Origin of the sequence: Porphyromonas sp. HMSC065F10 (genome assembly GCF_001808555.1) — a bacterium.
GTDB lineage: Bacteria > Bacteroidota > Bacteroidia > Bacteroidales > Porphyromonadaceae > Porphyromonas_A.
The window spans coordinates 17,835-33,536 of the sequence record NZ_KV793766.1 but is presented as its reverse complement, the minus strand read 5'-3'; the positions used below and the strand labels follow the sequence as shown (position 1 = coordinate 33,536).

Annotated in this window: 13 protein-coding genes; 11 read left to right on the top strand and 2 right to left on the bottom strand. The window is 51.9% G+C overall.

Annotated features, from left to right (window positions below):
• Positions 1-773: 773 nt before the first annotated feature.
• The 7 genes from HMPREF2890_RS02765 (at position 774) to HMPREF2890_RS02735 (ending at position 9,415) form a co-directional block, all read left to right on the top strand.
• The gene (locus HMPREF2890_RS02765; protein WP_070464977.1) at positions 774-3,182 is read left to right on the top strand and encodes an Hsp70 family protein; all 2,409 of its coding nucleotides are present in this window, start codon (positions 774-776) and stop codon (positions 3,180-3,182) included.
• A gap of 22 nt (positions 3,183-3,204) precedes the next feature.
• Complete coding sequence (locus tag HMPREF2890_RS02760; protein WP_070464974.1) at positions 3,205-4,395, top strand: 3'-5' exonuclease; 1,191 nt, start codon at positions 3,205-3,207, stop codon at positions 4,393-4,395.
• 17 nt (positions 4,396-4,412) lie between these two features.
• Positions 4,413-5,711, top strand: coding sequence for a hypothetical protein (locus tag HMPREF2890_RS02755; protein ID WP_148130658.1), 1,299 nt, complete (start codon positions 4,413-4,415; stop codon positions 5,709-5,711).
• A gap of 128 nt (positions 5,712-5,839) precedes the next feature.
• Positions 5,840-6,427 carry an HAD family hydrolase gene (locus HMPREF2890_RS02750; RefSeq protein WP_070464968.1) on the top strand — a complete coding sequence of 196 codons (588 nt, stop codon included), beginning with the start codon at positions 5,840-5,842 and terminating at the stop codon, positions 6,425-6,427.
• A 158-nt stretch (positions 6,428-6,585) separates the two neighbouring features.
• Positions 6,586-7,116: a phosphoribosyltransferase gene (locus tag HMPREF2890_RS02745; protein ID WP_246825266.1), complete on the top strand. Its 531-nt coding sequence runs from the start codon at positions 6,586-6,588 to the stop codon at positions 7,114-7,116.
• Positions 7,116-8,126: a DNA-processing protein DprA gene (locus HMPREF2890_RS02740; protein ID WP_083289759.1), complete on the top strand. Its 1,011-nt coding sequence runs from the start codon at positions 7,116-7,118 to the stop codon at positions 8,124-8,126. Before HMPREF2890_RS02745 ends, HMPREF2890_RS02740 begins: the two co-directional genes overlap by 1 nt.
• 284 nt (positions 8,127-8,410) lie before the next feature.
• Positions 8,411-9,415, top strand: coding sequence for a virulence RhuM family protein (locus HMPREF2890_RS02735; RefSeq protein ID WP_070464962.1), 1,005 nt, complete (start codon positions 8,411-8,413; stop codon positions 9,413-9,415).
• Positions 9,416-9,682: 267 nt separating this feature from the next.
• On the opposite strand, the gene HMPREF2890_RS02730 is transcribed toward HMPREF2890_RS02735, so the two are convergent.
• The gene (locus HMPREF2890_RS02730) at positions 9,683-11,107 is read right to left on the bottom strand and encodes a Gfo/Idh/MocA family protein (protein WP_070464959.1); all 1,425 of its coding nucleotides are present in this window, start codon (positions 11,105-11,107) and stop codon (positions 9,683-9,685) included.
• Between the two features lie 181 nt (positions 11,108-11,288).
• Between HMPREF2890_RS02730 and HMPREF2890_RS02725 the strand changes: the two genes are divergently transcribed.
• The 4 genes from HMPREF2890_RS02725 to HMPREF2890_RS02710 all read left to right on the top strand — a co-directional run bounded on the left by HMPREF2890_RS02725 (position 11,289) and on the right by HMPREF2890_RS02710 (position 14,380).
• Positions 11,289-11,822, top strand: a complete 534-nt coding sequence (locus HMPREF2890_RS02725) for a GYF domain-containing protein (RefSeq protein WP_070464956.1) — start codon at positions 11,289-11,291, stop codon at positions 11,820-11,822.
• 79 nt (positions 11,823-11,901) lie between these two features.
• Positions 11,902-12,414 (top strand): CD225/dispanin family protein, encoded by a 513-nt coding sequence (locus tag HMPREF2890_RS08770; protein ID WP_083289758.1) that lies wholly within the window; start codon positions 11,902-11,904, stop codon positions 12,412-12,414.
• A complete protein-coding gene (locus HMPREF2890_RS02715; RefSeq protein ID WP_070464953.1) occupies positions 12,411-13,340 on the top strand; it encodes a formylglycine-generating enzyme family protein in 930 nt (309 codons plus the stop codon). The genes HMPREF2890_RS08770 and HMPREF2890_RS02715 overlap by 4 nt, the downstream gene beginning before the upstream one ends.
• The gene (locus tag HMPREF2890_RS02710) at positions 13,337-14,380 is read left to right on the top strand and encodes a poly(ethylene terephthalate) hydrolase family protein (protein WP_070464950.1); all 1,044 of its coding nucleotides are present in this window, start codon (positions 13,337-13,339) and stop codon (positions 14,378-14,380) included. Before HMPREF2890_RS02715 ends, HMPREF2890_RS02710 begins: the two co-directional genes overlap by 4 nt.
• Before the next feature lie 316 nt (positions 14,381-14,696).
• Here HMPREF2890_RS02710 and HMPREF2890_RS02705 read toward each other — a convergent pair whose 3' ends face one another.
• Positions 14,697-15,701 carry a glucosaminidase domain-containing protein gene (locus tag HMPREF2890_RS02705; RefSeq protein WP_070464946.1) on the bottom strand — a complete coding sequence of 335 codons (1,005 nt, stop codon included), beginning with the start codon at positions 15,699-15,701 and terminating at the stop codon, positions 14,697-14,699.
• Position 15,702 lies beyond the last annotated feature (1 nt).

The following is a 15,702-nucleotide window of genomic DNA, read 5'->3' as shown; positions in this document are numbered from 1 at the left end:
GCCGCAGATGGGGTATTATGCAAAGGTCTCTCAAGGGAGAGCAAGGGTCACCCATCGCTCCATCCGGCAGCAGAGTGCATCGACACTCCACCTCTCTACAGCGAGACTTCAGCGGCGCCTCCGGGCAGGGTGACTCTCAGCACAGTACAGACCGCATTTCTTTTACCGATATTAGATTCACCTAATACCGATATTAGTGATTTCTTTTACCGGTATTAGAGTTCTCTAATATCGGTATTAGATTTCGCTCACCTCCATATGCGATACTTTTCTAAGACAGAGCAAGGCGGGGTTAGCCAAAAAAGTACTACATTTGGGGAGTACCTGTGAGGATGGCTCTACTCGATGTGGCATCTAGAGGGACTGCGGACTCAGGGGTCCACTACATATGGAGGCGTTACTTGACGCTTTGGCTTGTCGGTCCATAGACTTCGTACGTACCCTTTCCGATCCTACTGAAGCCATGCACCCGTAGACATTCTTCAGACAGCTCGCTACACACGGACTGCGCTGATGCACCACTCCGGGGCTTATGCTACCAGAGACAGCACCGAGTTGCTCGCGGGAGGGGAAAGGACAAGAGACTCAAGGACCTTGGATTGCTATATGAGTAGATAGTACAGACTCTTACGCTTCTTTATGTGGTCGTTATGATAATAACACCGTCTCGGTCTGAGGGTCTGCCGGGATCTTTCAGGACAAAACATCCTAGAAAAAGGATGGTGCACCTCTATCAGGATGGTGCTTGCCAAAGTATACTAAAGGTCTAAGATATGAACGAAATTACCACCAAGTCATTTCTTCCGTCCACGATCACAAATGAGCTTGAGATCAGGACTGCATACGTGGGTATTGACTTTGGCACTTCCACGTCCGTTGTATCCATCGCTCAATATAACCCTAAGAGCAATGCGATTGAGACTCGCTCCATTAGGATTCCCCAGATATTGGCTGACGGGCACACCATAAATAAGTCTGAGATCATTCCTACAGTGATTGCGTATCTGGAGGAAGCGGGAAAAATTCTAATCGGAAATGGTGCATTTGACCTAAAAAACAAGAAAAAGCTTGGGCGAGACATTTGGTATTCCTTTAAGCTCGGTCTCGGTGAGGACATTGGCGCCAAGTATACAGACAGCCTTCTCAGAGACAAGCCTCCATTCAACATCAAGACAGCAAAAGATGCCACTAAAGTCTTCTTTGCATACCTTAAGAGGATGATCAGCAATGAGCTCGGAGACAGACAGATCAAGTACTCCATCAGCATACCGGCATCATTTGAGGCCAATCAACGTAAGGATCTATTGGATGCTCTGGCGGCAAACGATATGATGGTATCATCGCAGGCGCTAATTGATGAACCCAATGCAGCTTTCATCAGCTATGCAGTAGAGAGGGCCACGATGGGTAGCCCTATCATCATCTCACCGGACTACGACTCCAAGGTCTTAGTATTTGACTTTGGCGGTGGCACCTGCGATATTTCCATCCTGGAAATCGGTCAGGATCTCAGTGGATTTCGAGCAAAGAACATCGCCATATCTAAGTACACGGAGCTAGGTGGCGATGACATCGATCGATACATCACCTACCACTACTTGATGCCCCGCTTCTTGGAGGAGAATGGCAAGAAGCCCTCAGACTTTCGCACAAAGGAGAAAAAGCGCATAGCAACGGCTCTCTTGAAGGTCTCAGAGAGACTAAAAATCATCATCAACGAAGAACTGGCAGCTCATACAATTAATGGTACAATTCCAGCCTCAAAGGATAATGAGGATGAGCGAGCGTCCATTAATGCTGACATAGCTGTCAGCACCACAAAGGGGACACTGAGTGGCAACGAGTTTTGGCTCTCCTACAGAGAGCTCACGGACACCATGTCAGTCTTTACCTGTAGCACAGGGAGAATGATCACAAGCTACAAAGGCGAGCAGGACTACGCCAGCATATTCTTGCCCATCAAGAGTGCAATAAAAAAGTCCGGGGTAGATAAGGATGAGATAGACTACGTACTCTTCATCGGAGGTAGTTCCAAGAGTCCGTATATCCAAGAAGCCATACATCATTACTTTGACGACTCAGAATTGCTGCTGCCCAGTGATCTTCGTACACATGTTTCCAAGGGTGCCGCGATACACAGCCTACTTTACAATGGCTTTGGGAGAAATCTGATCAAACCGATTACCAGCGAGCCTATCATCATAATCACAAAGGACAACGCCCCAAAGGTCATTGTCCCTGCCAATACTGAGATCCCATGCAACACCATTAGTATTGATGATCTCATGTCCGATCGTGATGGTCAATCAACGATCGAGCTACCCATCTGCGTTGGAAACGCCAACAAGATGCTATTCAACCTCAAGATTGAGAGCAAGGATCCTATGGGATTCAAGAAAAACACCCCGGTACACCTATCAGCCAGAATAAATGCGGATAAAATGCTTCACATATCTGCCACTTGCGATGGCAATATATGTGCTGTAGAGCCAGTGAGCCCATTCGCCAACAAAGAGCTCTCCTCAGAAGACAGAATAGCCCTGAAGGCAGAGAGAAAAGCAAATAATGAGATGTACAATCGGGGCGGGACACCATCCCTAAAGACCCTGGAGGAGCTAAGGGAGGCATACAAAAGAGCAGGAAAGTTCCTCAAGGCTGCCGAGACCTACGAGCTTCAGGGAGAGCTGTACCCATCCTCAATGAATAGGAACAACTTAGGAATCTTGTACGACAACGCGGGAATGTATGATAAAGCGATAGACACCTATAAAGACACACTTGAGAAGCATCCAAACGATGGAACCATACTCTTCAACATGGCACTCAGTCTGAGAAAGAGTGGAAATCGTGAGGAGTACAAGAAGTACATGCGAGAGGCCATAACACACAAACCGAATGACCCCTGTATCCTCTACGAATACTCCAAAATAGACCGAAGCGAGGGAGCTGCGGAGGAGGCAGAGCAAAAGCTCAATAAAGCACTTGAGATCTTGATGGATACGTGGAGTAGAAACGAACTCAAGGAGTGGGAGTACTCGTGGTTTAAATCAGTAGCTCAGCAACTTGGGAAGCCTGACATTGTAAAAAAGTTAGAGCAGGAGGAAAAGAGCAACTTGCAAGGGTATCTGTACAACGAAGAGAATCTCTCTATCACATCAGACAGCCTACCAAGTATACGATAAATACAAATAACACAACATAACTATGGCTTGGATAATCCCCGAAAATAAGCTTGATCCGCAGCAGAGAGAGTTTCTGGAGAATAACATCAGGCAGGACCGGAACGTATGGATCAAGGGGTTTGCCGGCTCCGGCAAGTCCGTCCTCCTTGCATACAGCATCAAGCAGATAATCTCCAAGGAACCGAATGCCAGGATCGCCATTGTAGTATACACTCTATCCCTTGTCCAAATGTTTCGTGAGGCACTGGCTGAGAAGGGGATCGAAGATGTAGAAGTTTATACATGCTACCGCTTTCTTGATGAAGTCGACAATGGCAACCAATGGGACTACGTTCTCTGTGACGAGGTGCAGGATATGACTCTCCGTATGCTCAGCGCCATGATCAATTCGGGGGACCGTGTTATTATTGCGGGTGATGAGAATCAGTCCATTTACCCGACAGATGCTAGGTACAATGAGTCCACACTAAGCCCCACAGAGACTCAGAGGATCCTTAACGGCGAGTCCTTCTCTCTAAACATCATCCACCGGCTCTCCAACTCCATAATAGAGGCAGTTAAGCTCCTGATGATCCCCGGTATGGACATTTTCTCGGCCAAGATTGACATGACGAAGAGTGATACCCAGATCCGACTCTGCAAGGCCGACTCGGAGGACGAAGAGATTGACTATGTATTTGAGCAAGCCTCTCAAGCAGCCAACGAGAGATACACCGCTGCAGTACTCTTTCCCACCAAAGAGCTTGCAATACGCTTTGCCGACAGGGTCCTTACCTCAAGAGGTCATCTTCCTTGGGAACAAAGGAGGGACAGATACAATGGGTATGATTTTGGAGATCTGAACTCTCACCTGAGAGATAATGGTATCAATATGCAATACATAGGCAATGTATATGGTCATTTGTCCACTTACGATACCTGTATTTCCCTTATGACATACCATAGTGCCAAAGGACTAGACTTTGAGTATGTATTCATACCCTTTGCCGATGAAAAAAACATGGCACCGATCATAGAGCGTCCGGGGACCTCTGAAGAGAGTGCCAAGACTCTCTTTATGGTCGCAATGACCCGAGCCAAAGAGAATCTCACCTTCACCTATACCGGAGAGCTCTCAAAGTTTGTCAAATTCTTTCAGGATAAGTGCTCTCAGATAGACCTATCTGACAGGAGCTCCTCCTCCACTACAAGCGAAAACATTTGGGGATTCTAAGCCGAAACAACATCAAGATGGAATACGTAACTATCCTTCGCAAAGGCAGCTTCACAGACTTTTTCAAGTATGGTAGACTAAAGATCTTCTATGCTGTGCCAATGAGTGGAACATTGAAAGCGCATGCCGATGACAGAGAGCTCTTTGATCGTACTGTAGAGGGGATGAACCCCTATGACTACACCTCTGAGTATATACTTATAGTCTTTCGCACCGATAACGCCATCGAGCAATTCCCCATCGAGATCTGCATCGAGAGTGTGGAGACGGTGTATGCGCTGGATGAAACCGGTCGCAATGCTCTATCACTATCTTTTGATCATAGGATTGATATTAGAGTCTCACCATGGGAGACCTACTTTATAGAGCATCACATCGACCAACTTGTGGAGCAGAGCAAGCAAGGAGCACGCAACCTTTGGCGGATCTTTGGCTTCAATGACAAAGATCTACGGCGTTGCGAGGAGATAATTGGCACTGACATTGTAAGAGAGGCTATCTCAAGTCTCTATAGAGGTAAGAAACCCGTAGGTGATCTCTCCCCGTGGGTTTATCTCTTACGGTACGAGAGACACGACCCGTACCCAAAGGATATGCTTGGCTATTTCTACGATATGATAGGGGTGGTGATGACATGGAAGTCCCAGGGGCGTGCGGATAACTTCGGGGTAAGTGAGACAGCTGCAGGTAGGATTTTAAAGAGCAACTGGGAAAAGATCAGTCACCCATACCCAAGAGTAAAAAACGACCAGCTCAGTACTTTGGCATCCAGTATTAAAGATGAAAAAATCGCTGCCATAGCAAAAGACACAACAGGAGTAGATTTCCACCTGATTGCTCCCTTCTTTCTCTGCCTTAAGGACATCTACGCGAGCGATGAGGATAGAATGGATCAAGAGAAAATGGGTAAGCAGATCTCAAGCTATGGACTGGAGGGTAAAGTAGCCACCTACTTACTCGGTGTCACACTTGGGTATGACAGGACGTACGATCTCCTATACGATAAGATCAAGCTCCCATTCTTCAAGGAGAATAGCATCCCGAGAGAAAGATCAGGATCTGCTACCAGCATCAAACCGGAGCAGAGAGTACAGCGGCAGTCCCTAGGCTTAGAGGAGGGCAAAGAAGAAGCAGAAGCCTATTGGTTTCGCAATATTCAGAGTCGTAAGATTATGAAGATGACCCCTGACACTGCCGACACTGGCTGGGAACCGGTGCAAAAATTCACGAAGAAAAACAAGACTGACATCATAGAGAGAGGTCTTAACTTTGAGGAAGAGAGACGCAAGCAACAGGAATGGAACAAGGGGAGATAAGTCATATAGTGGCTCAGCCCAAGATGGTCACTCACGTCTGAACTGATCCTACAACTCCCCTTGTAAATCACTACCTTTGGGGTAGTCGTAAGGCACCATACTTTAAGCCACCGGATGAAGCCTAATTTATGCAGGAGAGGACCGATCAGACTTGCTACGTGAGTGAGCAAACCACTTTCTTTTTTGACCTCGATGGCACGCTGGTCAACACCGACTATGCCAATTACCTCTCTTACAGGGGGGCTATAGCAGCCGTTATGAGGGATGATACTCTGACACCGACCTACGATCCTTCGAGACGTCTCAATCGCAGCTTGCTGAGGACTTTGTACCCCTCCCTCTCACAGTCTGACTATAACAAAATAATCGTGGAGAAAGAGAGACTCTACAGAGATTACCTATCGGAGACTTCCATCGTCAAGGATAATACAGACATTCTCCTCAAGTATGCCCCCACGCACAAGATCGTGCTCGTCACCCATTGCCGACTAAGTAGGGTTCTGGACACGCTATCATACCATGGGCTGACCGATAAGTTTGATACCCTGCTCTGTAGAGAAGCTATTCCTGACGGACAAGCCCCCGATAAGTACAGCAATGCCATCCACCTATTGGGTATCCCGCCCGACCACATCATAGCCTTTGAGGACGAGGAGTCCGAGATAGCCTGTGCACTCAATGCCGGCATTATTACGATCAACCCCAATCACCTTTGACAATGCAAGATTTTATCATCAAGAGCTGCTTATCATGGTACACCCACCCCGCTACAGGTAGCAGAGCGCAGGGGACATTTCTGAGGAGTGACACCTATGCCTACTATCACGACCTTTACCACAGTGGTGACCAGACATACCGTAGCACTCAAGGCACGGTGGAGAATATCATCACGACTCTCAAAAACCAGTTTAGAGACACAGGCATAGACCTTCTGCAACGCACAAGCGAGTATATGCTGGATATACTGAAGAGAGACCTACCTCTCATACTCAGATCGTCGAGAAAGGAAAAGCTTACCATCTGCGTCATTCCCAGATCAAAGGCAGAGAGCAGCTATCTGCCCACGCAGCTCTTCCTCAAGAAAACCATCAAGGCATACGCTACCGACCAAGACGGATTTCAGGACGGGACAGACTATATCATCAGGCATACGGACACCAAGACTACTCACATGAGTAAAAGTGGCTATGGAGGAACCGGGGATATGCCATATCCCGGTATTACGAAGGCTACCTGCAGGATTTCGGAGGAGGTCTGGGGGAAGGACATCTTACTTATAGATGACTTGTACACGGAGGGGGTCAACATTGACGAGGATGCCATCCAGGCATTGCTTGACAATGGTGCCGGGTCGGTGATCTTTTACTCATTGGGCAAAACACTGAAGCGATCAGACCAACAATGATGAAGTACACTGAAAATGCGCTTAATGTACTGACGGCAAAGTCGTACAGAGGGATCGGCAATGCGTGGATAGTAAGGAACTTAAGTCATAACGAAGACGTAGAAACAATCGTCTCCCGTCTCAATCGGAAAAACGACCAAGAGCCTACCAGCATAGAAGCATTCCTGGAGCTGAGGCGAAAGTATGAGTCTGCCATACTTAACAAGCTACACGGCTTCTGTGATGGCTTTGTAGCACTGGGGGACAAGGACTTTCCGGAGCATAGGGGACGTGTGTCAGATGGTAAAAGACCTGTATTTCTCTATTACAAAGGGGACATCAAGTTGCTGGACACGGCTAATACCAATATCTCCGTCATCGGGCTGCTAAATCCCTCAGAGCAAATCGAGTCTCGAGAGAGGCAGATCGTCTCTCAGCTCGTAAAGAATGGTGCAACCATAGTCAGTGGGCTTGCCTTAGGGTGCGACAGCATTTCTCACGAGGAAGCACTGGCGTCCAGAGGAAAAACGATCGCGATCTTGCCAAGTCCTCTGACAGACATCCTACCCACGAGCAACAGGAGCTTGGCATCTCAGATAGTAGAGAAAGGTGGACTCCTGGTGACAGAGTACGGGAATGGCTTCAGGAGCAAAATGGAGCTCAATACACGTTACTTTGAGCGTGATAGGCTTCAGGCTATGTTTTGTAATGCCATAGTGCTGGCAGCAAGTTACTCAAGGGATTCATCGCGCTTGTGGGGAGATCTGGCCGATCAAAAGCTTGACAGTGGCGCACGGTTAGCCATGGGCTTCGCTCAAGAATTCAATATACCTCGTGCTGTGATGTATGACAGAGCCCGTGATGAGGAGGATCCAATGTTTGACCTATCAAGGGAGATCATACAAGAGTCTCCGAGCATAACGATTATCACACCGGACAATATCGCAGACTCCGCTAAGCAGCTCACCTCTATGGGAGAGACGGCCAACCGGCCTCTGAGAGCACCCGGGCTGCCCTTTGAGGACAACTGAGATCCTCGTTGAGATAGAGTCAAACTAATATCGGTATTAGATGAGTGGGCTGAGAGGCCATCGGGCAGAAAGCAGAGGAAGCACCGCCCCATTGAGCAGGGTGATCGAGGTAATGACCTGATTCTTCTTTTCCTCCATAGATTGAGCGTCTTAGACTAAAGTGTGGGACTATCTCTTCAGAAAGAAATACACCTCTTTGCCCTACTCATCCGCCCACCTCTGTTAGACGGGGGTCTCCGTTGATGTGGGTATATTTGTACTGCACAAGTAAGACAATAGTAGCTATGTATCAAGAGATAGACTTCCTCCTGTACAGCATGCCCGACACGGAGGGGAGCGTACAGGTTGTGGTCAAGGACGAGACGGTTTGGTGCTCCCAGAAGGCGATGGCACAGCTCTTCGGAGTGGGTGTACCGGCAATAAGCAAGCACCTAAAGAACATCTTCGATGAAGGGGAGCTGACCCGTGAAGTGGTTATTTCCAAAATGGAAACAACCACTCCTCATGGTGCTATTCCCGACCAGGTACAGATCCGAAGCGTGGACTTCTACAACCTCGATGCGATCATCTCAGTGGGCTACCGAGTCAGCTCCGTGAGAGCAACGAAGTTCCGTCAGTGGGCAACACAAATCCTGAGGGAATACATCCGGAAGGGTTTTGCAATGGATGATGAGCGGCTAAAGCAGGGAACGGCGGTTTTTGGCAAGGATTACTTCCGGGAGCTGCTGGAGCGTGTCCGTTCCATCCGCGCAAGTGAACGCCGCATCTGGCAGCAAATCACCGACATCTACGCTGAGTGCAGTATCGACTACGACAAAAGGTCTCAGACAACGAAGGACTTCTACTCTATGATCCAAAATCGTTTTCACTACGCCATAACTGGGCAGACCGCTGCGGAAATTATCTTTACGAAGGCGGATCACACTAAGGAACACATGGGCCTGACAACGTGGAAGAATGCCCCCTCCGGGAGAATACTCAAATCGGATGTCTCAGTGGCAAAAAACTATCTCGGAGAGGATGAGATCCGCAGGCTCGAGCGAGCTGTCACTTCCTACTTTGACTACATAGAGGGCCAGATCGAGAGACACAACACCTTTACGATGGAGCAATTTACCGTCAGCGTAGACAAGTTTCTCTCTTTTAATGACTACAAGATCCTACCCGACAGAGGGCGCATCTCTGCTACCGAAGCAAAGGCGAAGTCGGAAGCGGAGTATGACATTTTCAATAAGACTCAGCACATCGACTCCGACTTTGACAAGGAAGTAAGGAAAATGCTGAGGTAGCTCCCGATTTGGGCAAAATCAGAGGGTCACAGACAAGACCTCACGAAGAGACTTCCCGCACACACTCTCTCGTAACAGATTTATAGCCAAAGAGACAGGAGAGGACAGGAGGAGACAGAGGGTAGGCGCATATGGCGTAACTTTGCAGCTACAAACATACCTAAGGTCACATAGTTAATGGTCTGATAGATACAGTAACTATGAAAGCAGAGGAAGCACCGCCCCGGGTAGGGGGTGGCGCTTCCTCTGATGGCTATGGGATGGGGATCAGTCTCCGATCATATAGTGGTGGTAGCCCTGTAGGCGCTGCCAGGCTCCACGGGTGAAGTCGGGTACCTCCACGGGAGCAAAGCCGTGCTCGAGGGAGATCTGGGAGAGCGGGATCAGTGAGCACCACTCTGCCATATCGTAGACATCCATATCGAGCGGCAGGCCATTGCGGAGGCAGTAGATGAGGCGGTAGTCCATGATGAAGTCCATACCGCCGTGGCCGCCTACCTCCTTGGCACGCTTCTCCAGCTCACGTGTGATGGGGTGCTTGTACTTCTCGTAGAGCTCCTTCTGCATCTCGGGGCTGACCCAGCTGTGGGTGGACAGGTCGTCCACAGCGGGCATACCGGCCTCCTTCAGGTCCGTGCCGGCAAAGGCGTAGTGCTCGGCAGGGTACTTGGAGGCGTAGCCCTTGGTGCCGGCGACGTTGTACTGGCGGCTGTAGGGGCGATGCGTGGTGACGTCGTGGTGGATGAAGATGGTGCGTCCCTTCTCCGTGCGGATCATCGTCATGGTGTGCTGACCATTGGCCACCTTGGCATCCTTGACTCCGCGTACCTCCTCCAGGTAGGCGGGTAGGTTGCGGGGAGTGGTGTCCATGGAGACGAGGACATTCATCTTATCTCCGCGGTGGAGATCGAGGATCTGAGCAGCGGGACCCATGCCGTGGGTCGGGTAGACATCGCCACGGTGCTTGATATTGTAGTCCATGCGCCAGTCCCCCTCGTAGTAGGGCCAAAACTCCTCGAGATTGTGGATATAGCCACCCTCGGCATAGACGATGTCGCCGAGGAGACCCTTATTCTTCATGTTAAGGGTGGTCATCTCGAAGAAGTCGTAGACGCAATTCTCCAGCATCATGCAGTGCTTGCGGGTCCGCTCGGAGGTGTCGATGAGCGTCCAGATGTCGTCCATCGAGAAGGCGGCAGGCACCTCAACAGCGACGTGCTTGCCCTGCTCCATGGCGTACTTTGCCATCTCAACGTGGGTCTGCCAGTCGGTCACGATGTAGATCAGGTCGAGGTCGGGACGCTCTACGAGCTTCTTCCACGCATCCTCTGATCCGTAGTAGAGCGCTGCCGAGTGGCGGCCATTCTTCTCGAGGATAGCGTTGCTCTTCTCCGCCCGGTCCTGGTGAAGGTCGCAGAGAGCCACTACATCCGTGCCCTCAATGACCGAGAGGCGGTCGACGGCACTCACACCACGCATACCGAGACCGATAATGCCGATCCGGACCGTCTGGAGCTTCGGGGCACGGAAGGCCAGCATATCCTGCTGTCCGGCAGGTCGCTCCGGGACATTTGTCTGGATCATGCGTGAGCAGGACTTCTCCTGTCCTCCCTTCTTGGCGCAGCAGTTCTGAGCCATTGCGGGAGAGATCATAAGTGCGGACAGTAATGCAGCCGCGAGATACTTCATCATTTTCATAAGTTCGTAAGCTTTGATGATTATTTTACCCTTGCATAGAGCAAATATAAAAAATTAGTCCGATATAAACCTCTTTTTGCGGGGTACGAGCAAGAGGAGGCAAGCTCTCTCCCGGAAAGAGGGATGGAAAGCGGTCGTTTTTGCCTACATTTGTGGGACATAAAGAGATACCGATATGACAGACCATAGATACTACTTTTACATTGAGGAGGGGCAGCAGCGAGGACCGGTGGCGATCGATCAGCTACCGGGGCTGATCACACCACAGACTCTCGTCTGGCGGGAGGGGATGGCGGAGTGGATGATTGCTGACCGGATCCCGGAGATCCATGCCCTGCTCAGCCCGGCAGGGAGCGTGACCGCAGACGCACCACAGCAGCCCACCTACCCTGCGCCCCCGGCAATACCGGCAGCACCAAGATCCTTCTATCAGCCGACAAAGCCAAATAACTACCTCGTCTGGTCGATCCTGCTGACGGTCCTCTGTGGCAGCGTCCCCGGTATGATCGGCATCGCCCTCGGGATCACTTGCAACCAGAGGTACGCTGAGGGAGACTACAAGGGAGCCGAGCTGGCATCTTCGATGGCCAAGAACTGCCTCATCGTCAGTGTGGTCTTCGCACTGATCTTGATAGGCATGCTGGTGATGATGCTGACCTCCTTTGGCAGTGCACTGTACTCACTTACCGAAGTGCTGGAGAATAGCTGAGGAAGTCACGGAGACAGGGGCTAATAGTGTGCCTTTGTCTCCTGACCGAGGAGGTCACAATTCACCATAAGTCCTAATTATGGATAAGGAGTACTACTACATAGATGATAAAGGGGAGCAATTTGGTCCCTACACGCTGGAGATCTTTAGGCTGCTGCCACTGAGGAGCCGGAGCTATGTCTGGTCTACAGGCATGGAGGAGTGGATAACCGCCGGGGAGATGAAAGAGCTAGACGGCCTCATCCGGAAGAGCGAGTCCACGCCAGACATCCCCACGGATACAGCCGAGCCGGAGCTCTTGACAGAGAGGGTCGCCCCCGCGACAGAGGATAGTGTCTCAGCGGAGCCGATGCCAAAGACCTGGCTGACGGAGTCGATACTGCTGACGCTCCTCTGCTCGATCATCGGACTGATCCCCTTTTTCCACGGGATGCAGGTACGTACCCTCTACCGCATGGGAGACTACGAGGGGGCTGCGAGAGAGTCAGCGACTGCCAAGAAATGGCTCTTCATCGCTGCAGCCATCGGGCTGGTGGTTGATGCACTCTACCTCTTTTACTTCAAAGATTCTCTTCCCTTCACCCTGCTATGAGACAGAGATACAAGACACTGCTCTTTCTCCTTATGCTCCTCTCCATCACTGACATCCACGGACAGTCCTACCGAGTCATCTCCAATCCCACCGAGGCAATCATCGGTCAGATGGTGCCGGTCCCAGGAGGCTCATTTGTCTTACCCGGGACTGACAAGCCCACGGAGGTGAAGGCCTTCCTGATGGGGACGCACGAGGTGACTCAGAGAGAGTACCACTTCATCACGGGCGAGGATCCATCCTTCTACTCCAGTCCGGACAAGTCGCGCTTGGCACGCTTTGACGGAGAGGGGATCTACCGCAGCGACACTTACAAGAGACCGGTGGAGAGCATCTCCTGGTACGATGCGGTGAACTACTGCAATAAGCTGAGCCTCCACGACAATCTGACACCGGTCTACACCATCACCGGCAACACGGTCACGAGAGACGACGAGGCAGACGGCTACCGGCTGCCTACGGAGGCGGAGTGGATGTGGGCTGCCATGGAGGCGGACAAGACGCAAGTGACGGCCAAGTGGTCCGGCGGTCTCGGGCTGGCACTCCCTCGCTATGCGTGGTACCGGACCAATGCCTATGCGGAGTGGAACCCGCTCTACAACCCTGCCGACATGATCAAGCGACCGGAGTATGGCACCCGCAGCGTCGGTACAAAGAGCCCCAATAAGCTGGGCCTATACGATATGTCCGGAAACGTCTGGGAGTGGTGCGAGGACTGGTATGGAGAGCGGACACCCGCCTACGGAGGACCCTCGGAGGGGGTCTACCGAGTCGCAAAGGGCGGATCCTTCCACTCGCCGGCGCTCGCCCTCCACCTGGACTATAGAAGAAAGCAACTCCCCGACTGCCCCAGTCGACTGATCGGCCTCCGGGTCGTGCGCTCCCTGAGAGCAGACGAGCAGCCAAGCAATACGGATCAGCCATGAGCAACAACACCCTGAGAAGAACCCTCTATCTGCTCCTGCTCACCCTGCCGAACCTCACACAAGCAGCCGGACAGACCTTAGAGATGGCAAAGACACAGATAGATAAACTGGCAGAGATTGACGAAGAAAGCTTCGCCTCGTATGCCGATGACAACACCTACGACGAGGAGTACTTCGGAGAGAAGGAGCCTGCCACCATCTACTACCCCAAGGATCTGAAGGAGAGAGGCAAAGTGCCGGCCGTGATCATCGTGCATGGATTTAATTGCAAGCAGAAGTTTCTCCAAAAGCTCCCAAAGCAACTAAGCTCGCACGGATTTATCTGCATCATATACACTGCCCTGGACCAGAAGCGCCCCTTCCAGTGGCCTCCCGGGCTGATGGCTGCCTACGAGATCCTCCGGGGTGAGAGCATGCGACCGGACAGCCCCATCTACGACCATGTGGACCTCAGTGCGGTGGCACTCGTAGGGCACTCGATGGGTGGTGCCGGAGTACTCCACACCGCCATGATGCCCTACCCCAACGGGCTGAGGGGAAAGATAAAGACCGTCATCGGACTCAATCCTTACAATGGCGGCCCCATGATGGCAGAAGTGGGCGGCGGCGCCAATGACGGACTCGGGGACGACCTCTCTCACCTGCAGATCCCCACGATGATCGTCACCGGCAGCTACGACCTCATTGCCTTCCCATGGAAGTCCCTTGCCTTCTACAACAGCCTCCAAGGACCGGCCAAGCACGCCTTCCTCTCCATCGAGAAGATGGACCATGCCGACTGGTACTTCATCCCGAGCGAACCCAATTACCCGACCGTGCGCGCCATCGTCTACCTCTGGCTGATGGCCTACCTCGCCGATGATCCTGCCTACCGAGATTACTTCGTCGACAGCCCCGGCAGTGCCTTTGACAGGTACATCAAGCCGGTCCTCGGCAACACCCCCAATCCCCTCACGCGCGGTGGTGAGCCCTTCCCGCCCTACCTGCTGTCGGATGGAGGTCTCGACCCCGCAGCGAAGGACGAGCGTCCCGCTGATTAGCGCTACTGTCCAGAGACTGTCTGTCGACATGGATAGAAGAAAGGGCTGACGCCGGAGAGTGGCGTCAGCCCTTTCCTGTTAGACAATGGTTTTTCCCTGGCGGTTGCGATCACATTTGTGTAGGGAAAACAACTCCAATGCCACGTCAAGAACGCCCTCACCAATTTTCATATGGCCAACCTCCTCTATCCCTCTGAGAGCTATTGCGACGAGCCACTCTACCACTCCGAGACGAGACTGAAGTGAGAAGTGCTGAGACCGGATCTCGATGGGACCGAGAGACGCGCAGCCTCCGTAGCGGGGGTGGCGGAGCTACTTAGCGAAGGATCAGGACATCGCCCTCCTGGGGGATATAGGCGGGGTCAAGCTTATTCATCTGGTAGAGAGAGCGCAGCTGGATGCCGTATCTCTGGGCTATGCCGTGGATCGACTCCCCTACCCTCACCTCATGGCGGTAGTATGGCGGATCGGCACGACGGAGCTTCCTCTGGAGGTAGATGATGTCTCCCTCCTCGATCGGGTAGCCGGGCGGGAAGTCGTTGTAGTCAGTGAGTTTCTTCTCCGAGATATCGAGGTCACGAGCGATGCTGGCGAGATCGTCATCCTTCTTGGCAAGGACGTAGAGGAGTCCATAGCTCTTGTAGATCTCACGGACACCTGCAGGGGTCGTCTCCCTCGTTGCCGGCTTCTCGTATCTCATGGGAGGCTTACTGCTGACGGTTCGCCGTGGTTGCTCAGGTCGGTTGTAGGCGTAGTCTCGCTCCACGTTGCCGTCCACCAGCAGGTAGAGCTGATAGTCCTCGATGATCTTGATGAGCTTATTGGCATAGCCTCGGTCGGTGGCATAGCCGGCACTCTGAAGTCCCTTTGCCCAGCTCTTGTAGTCCGCCATGTCGAGAGCAAAGAGAGAGCTGTACCGGCGATTCCGAGTGAGGAACTGCCCATGGTCGAGGTAGGAGTCGAGCGGATCGTCGTATACCCTGAAGCAGTCGCGAGGGTTGTCGTCTCGATGGTAGGTGCGCGCACCGCTCCAGCCATTGTGACACTTGATACCGAAGTGATTATTGGACTTCTGCGCCAGAGCACTACCACCGGCCCCACTCTCCAGCAGACCCTGAGCCATGGTGATGGAAGCAGGGATGCCAAACTCTCGCTGGCTCTGTAGTGCAGCAGGGGCATACTGTCGGATGTAGGCGTTGTAGGAGGGGTTCTTCCCCGGCATAGGCATACGGCTCACCTGCTGATTGGCAGCATTTCGGGTGCTACCGCAGCCGGTAAGGAGCAGGAGCGGTAAGAGGAGGGCGAGGACTTTACGAGTCATG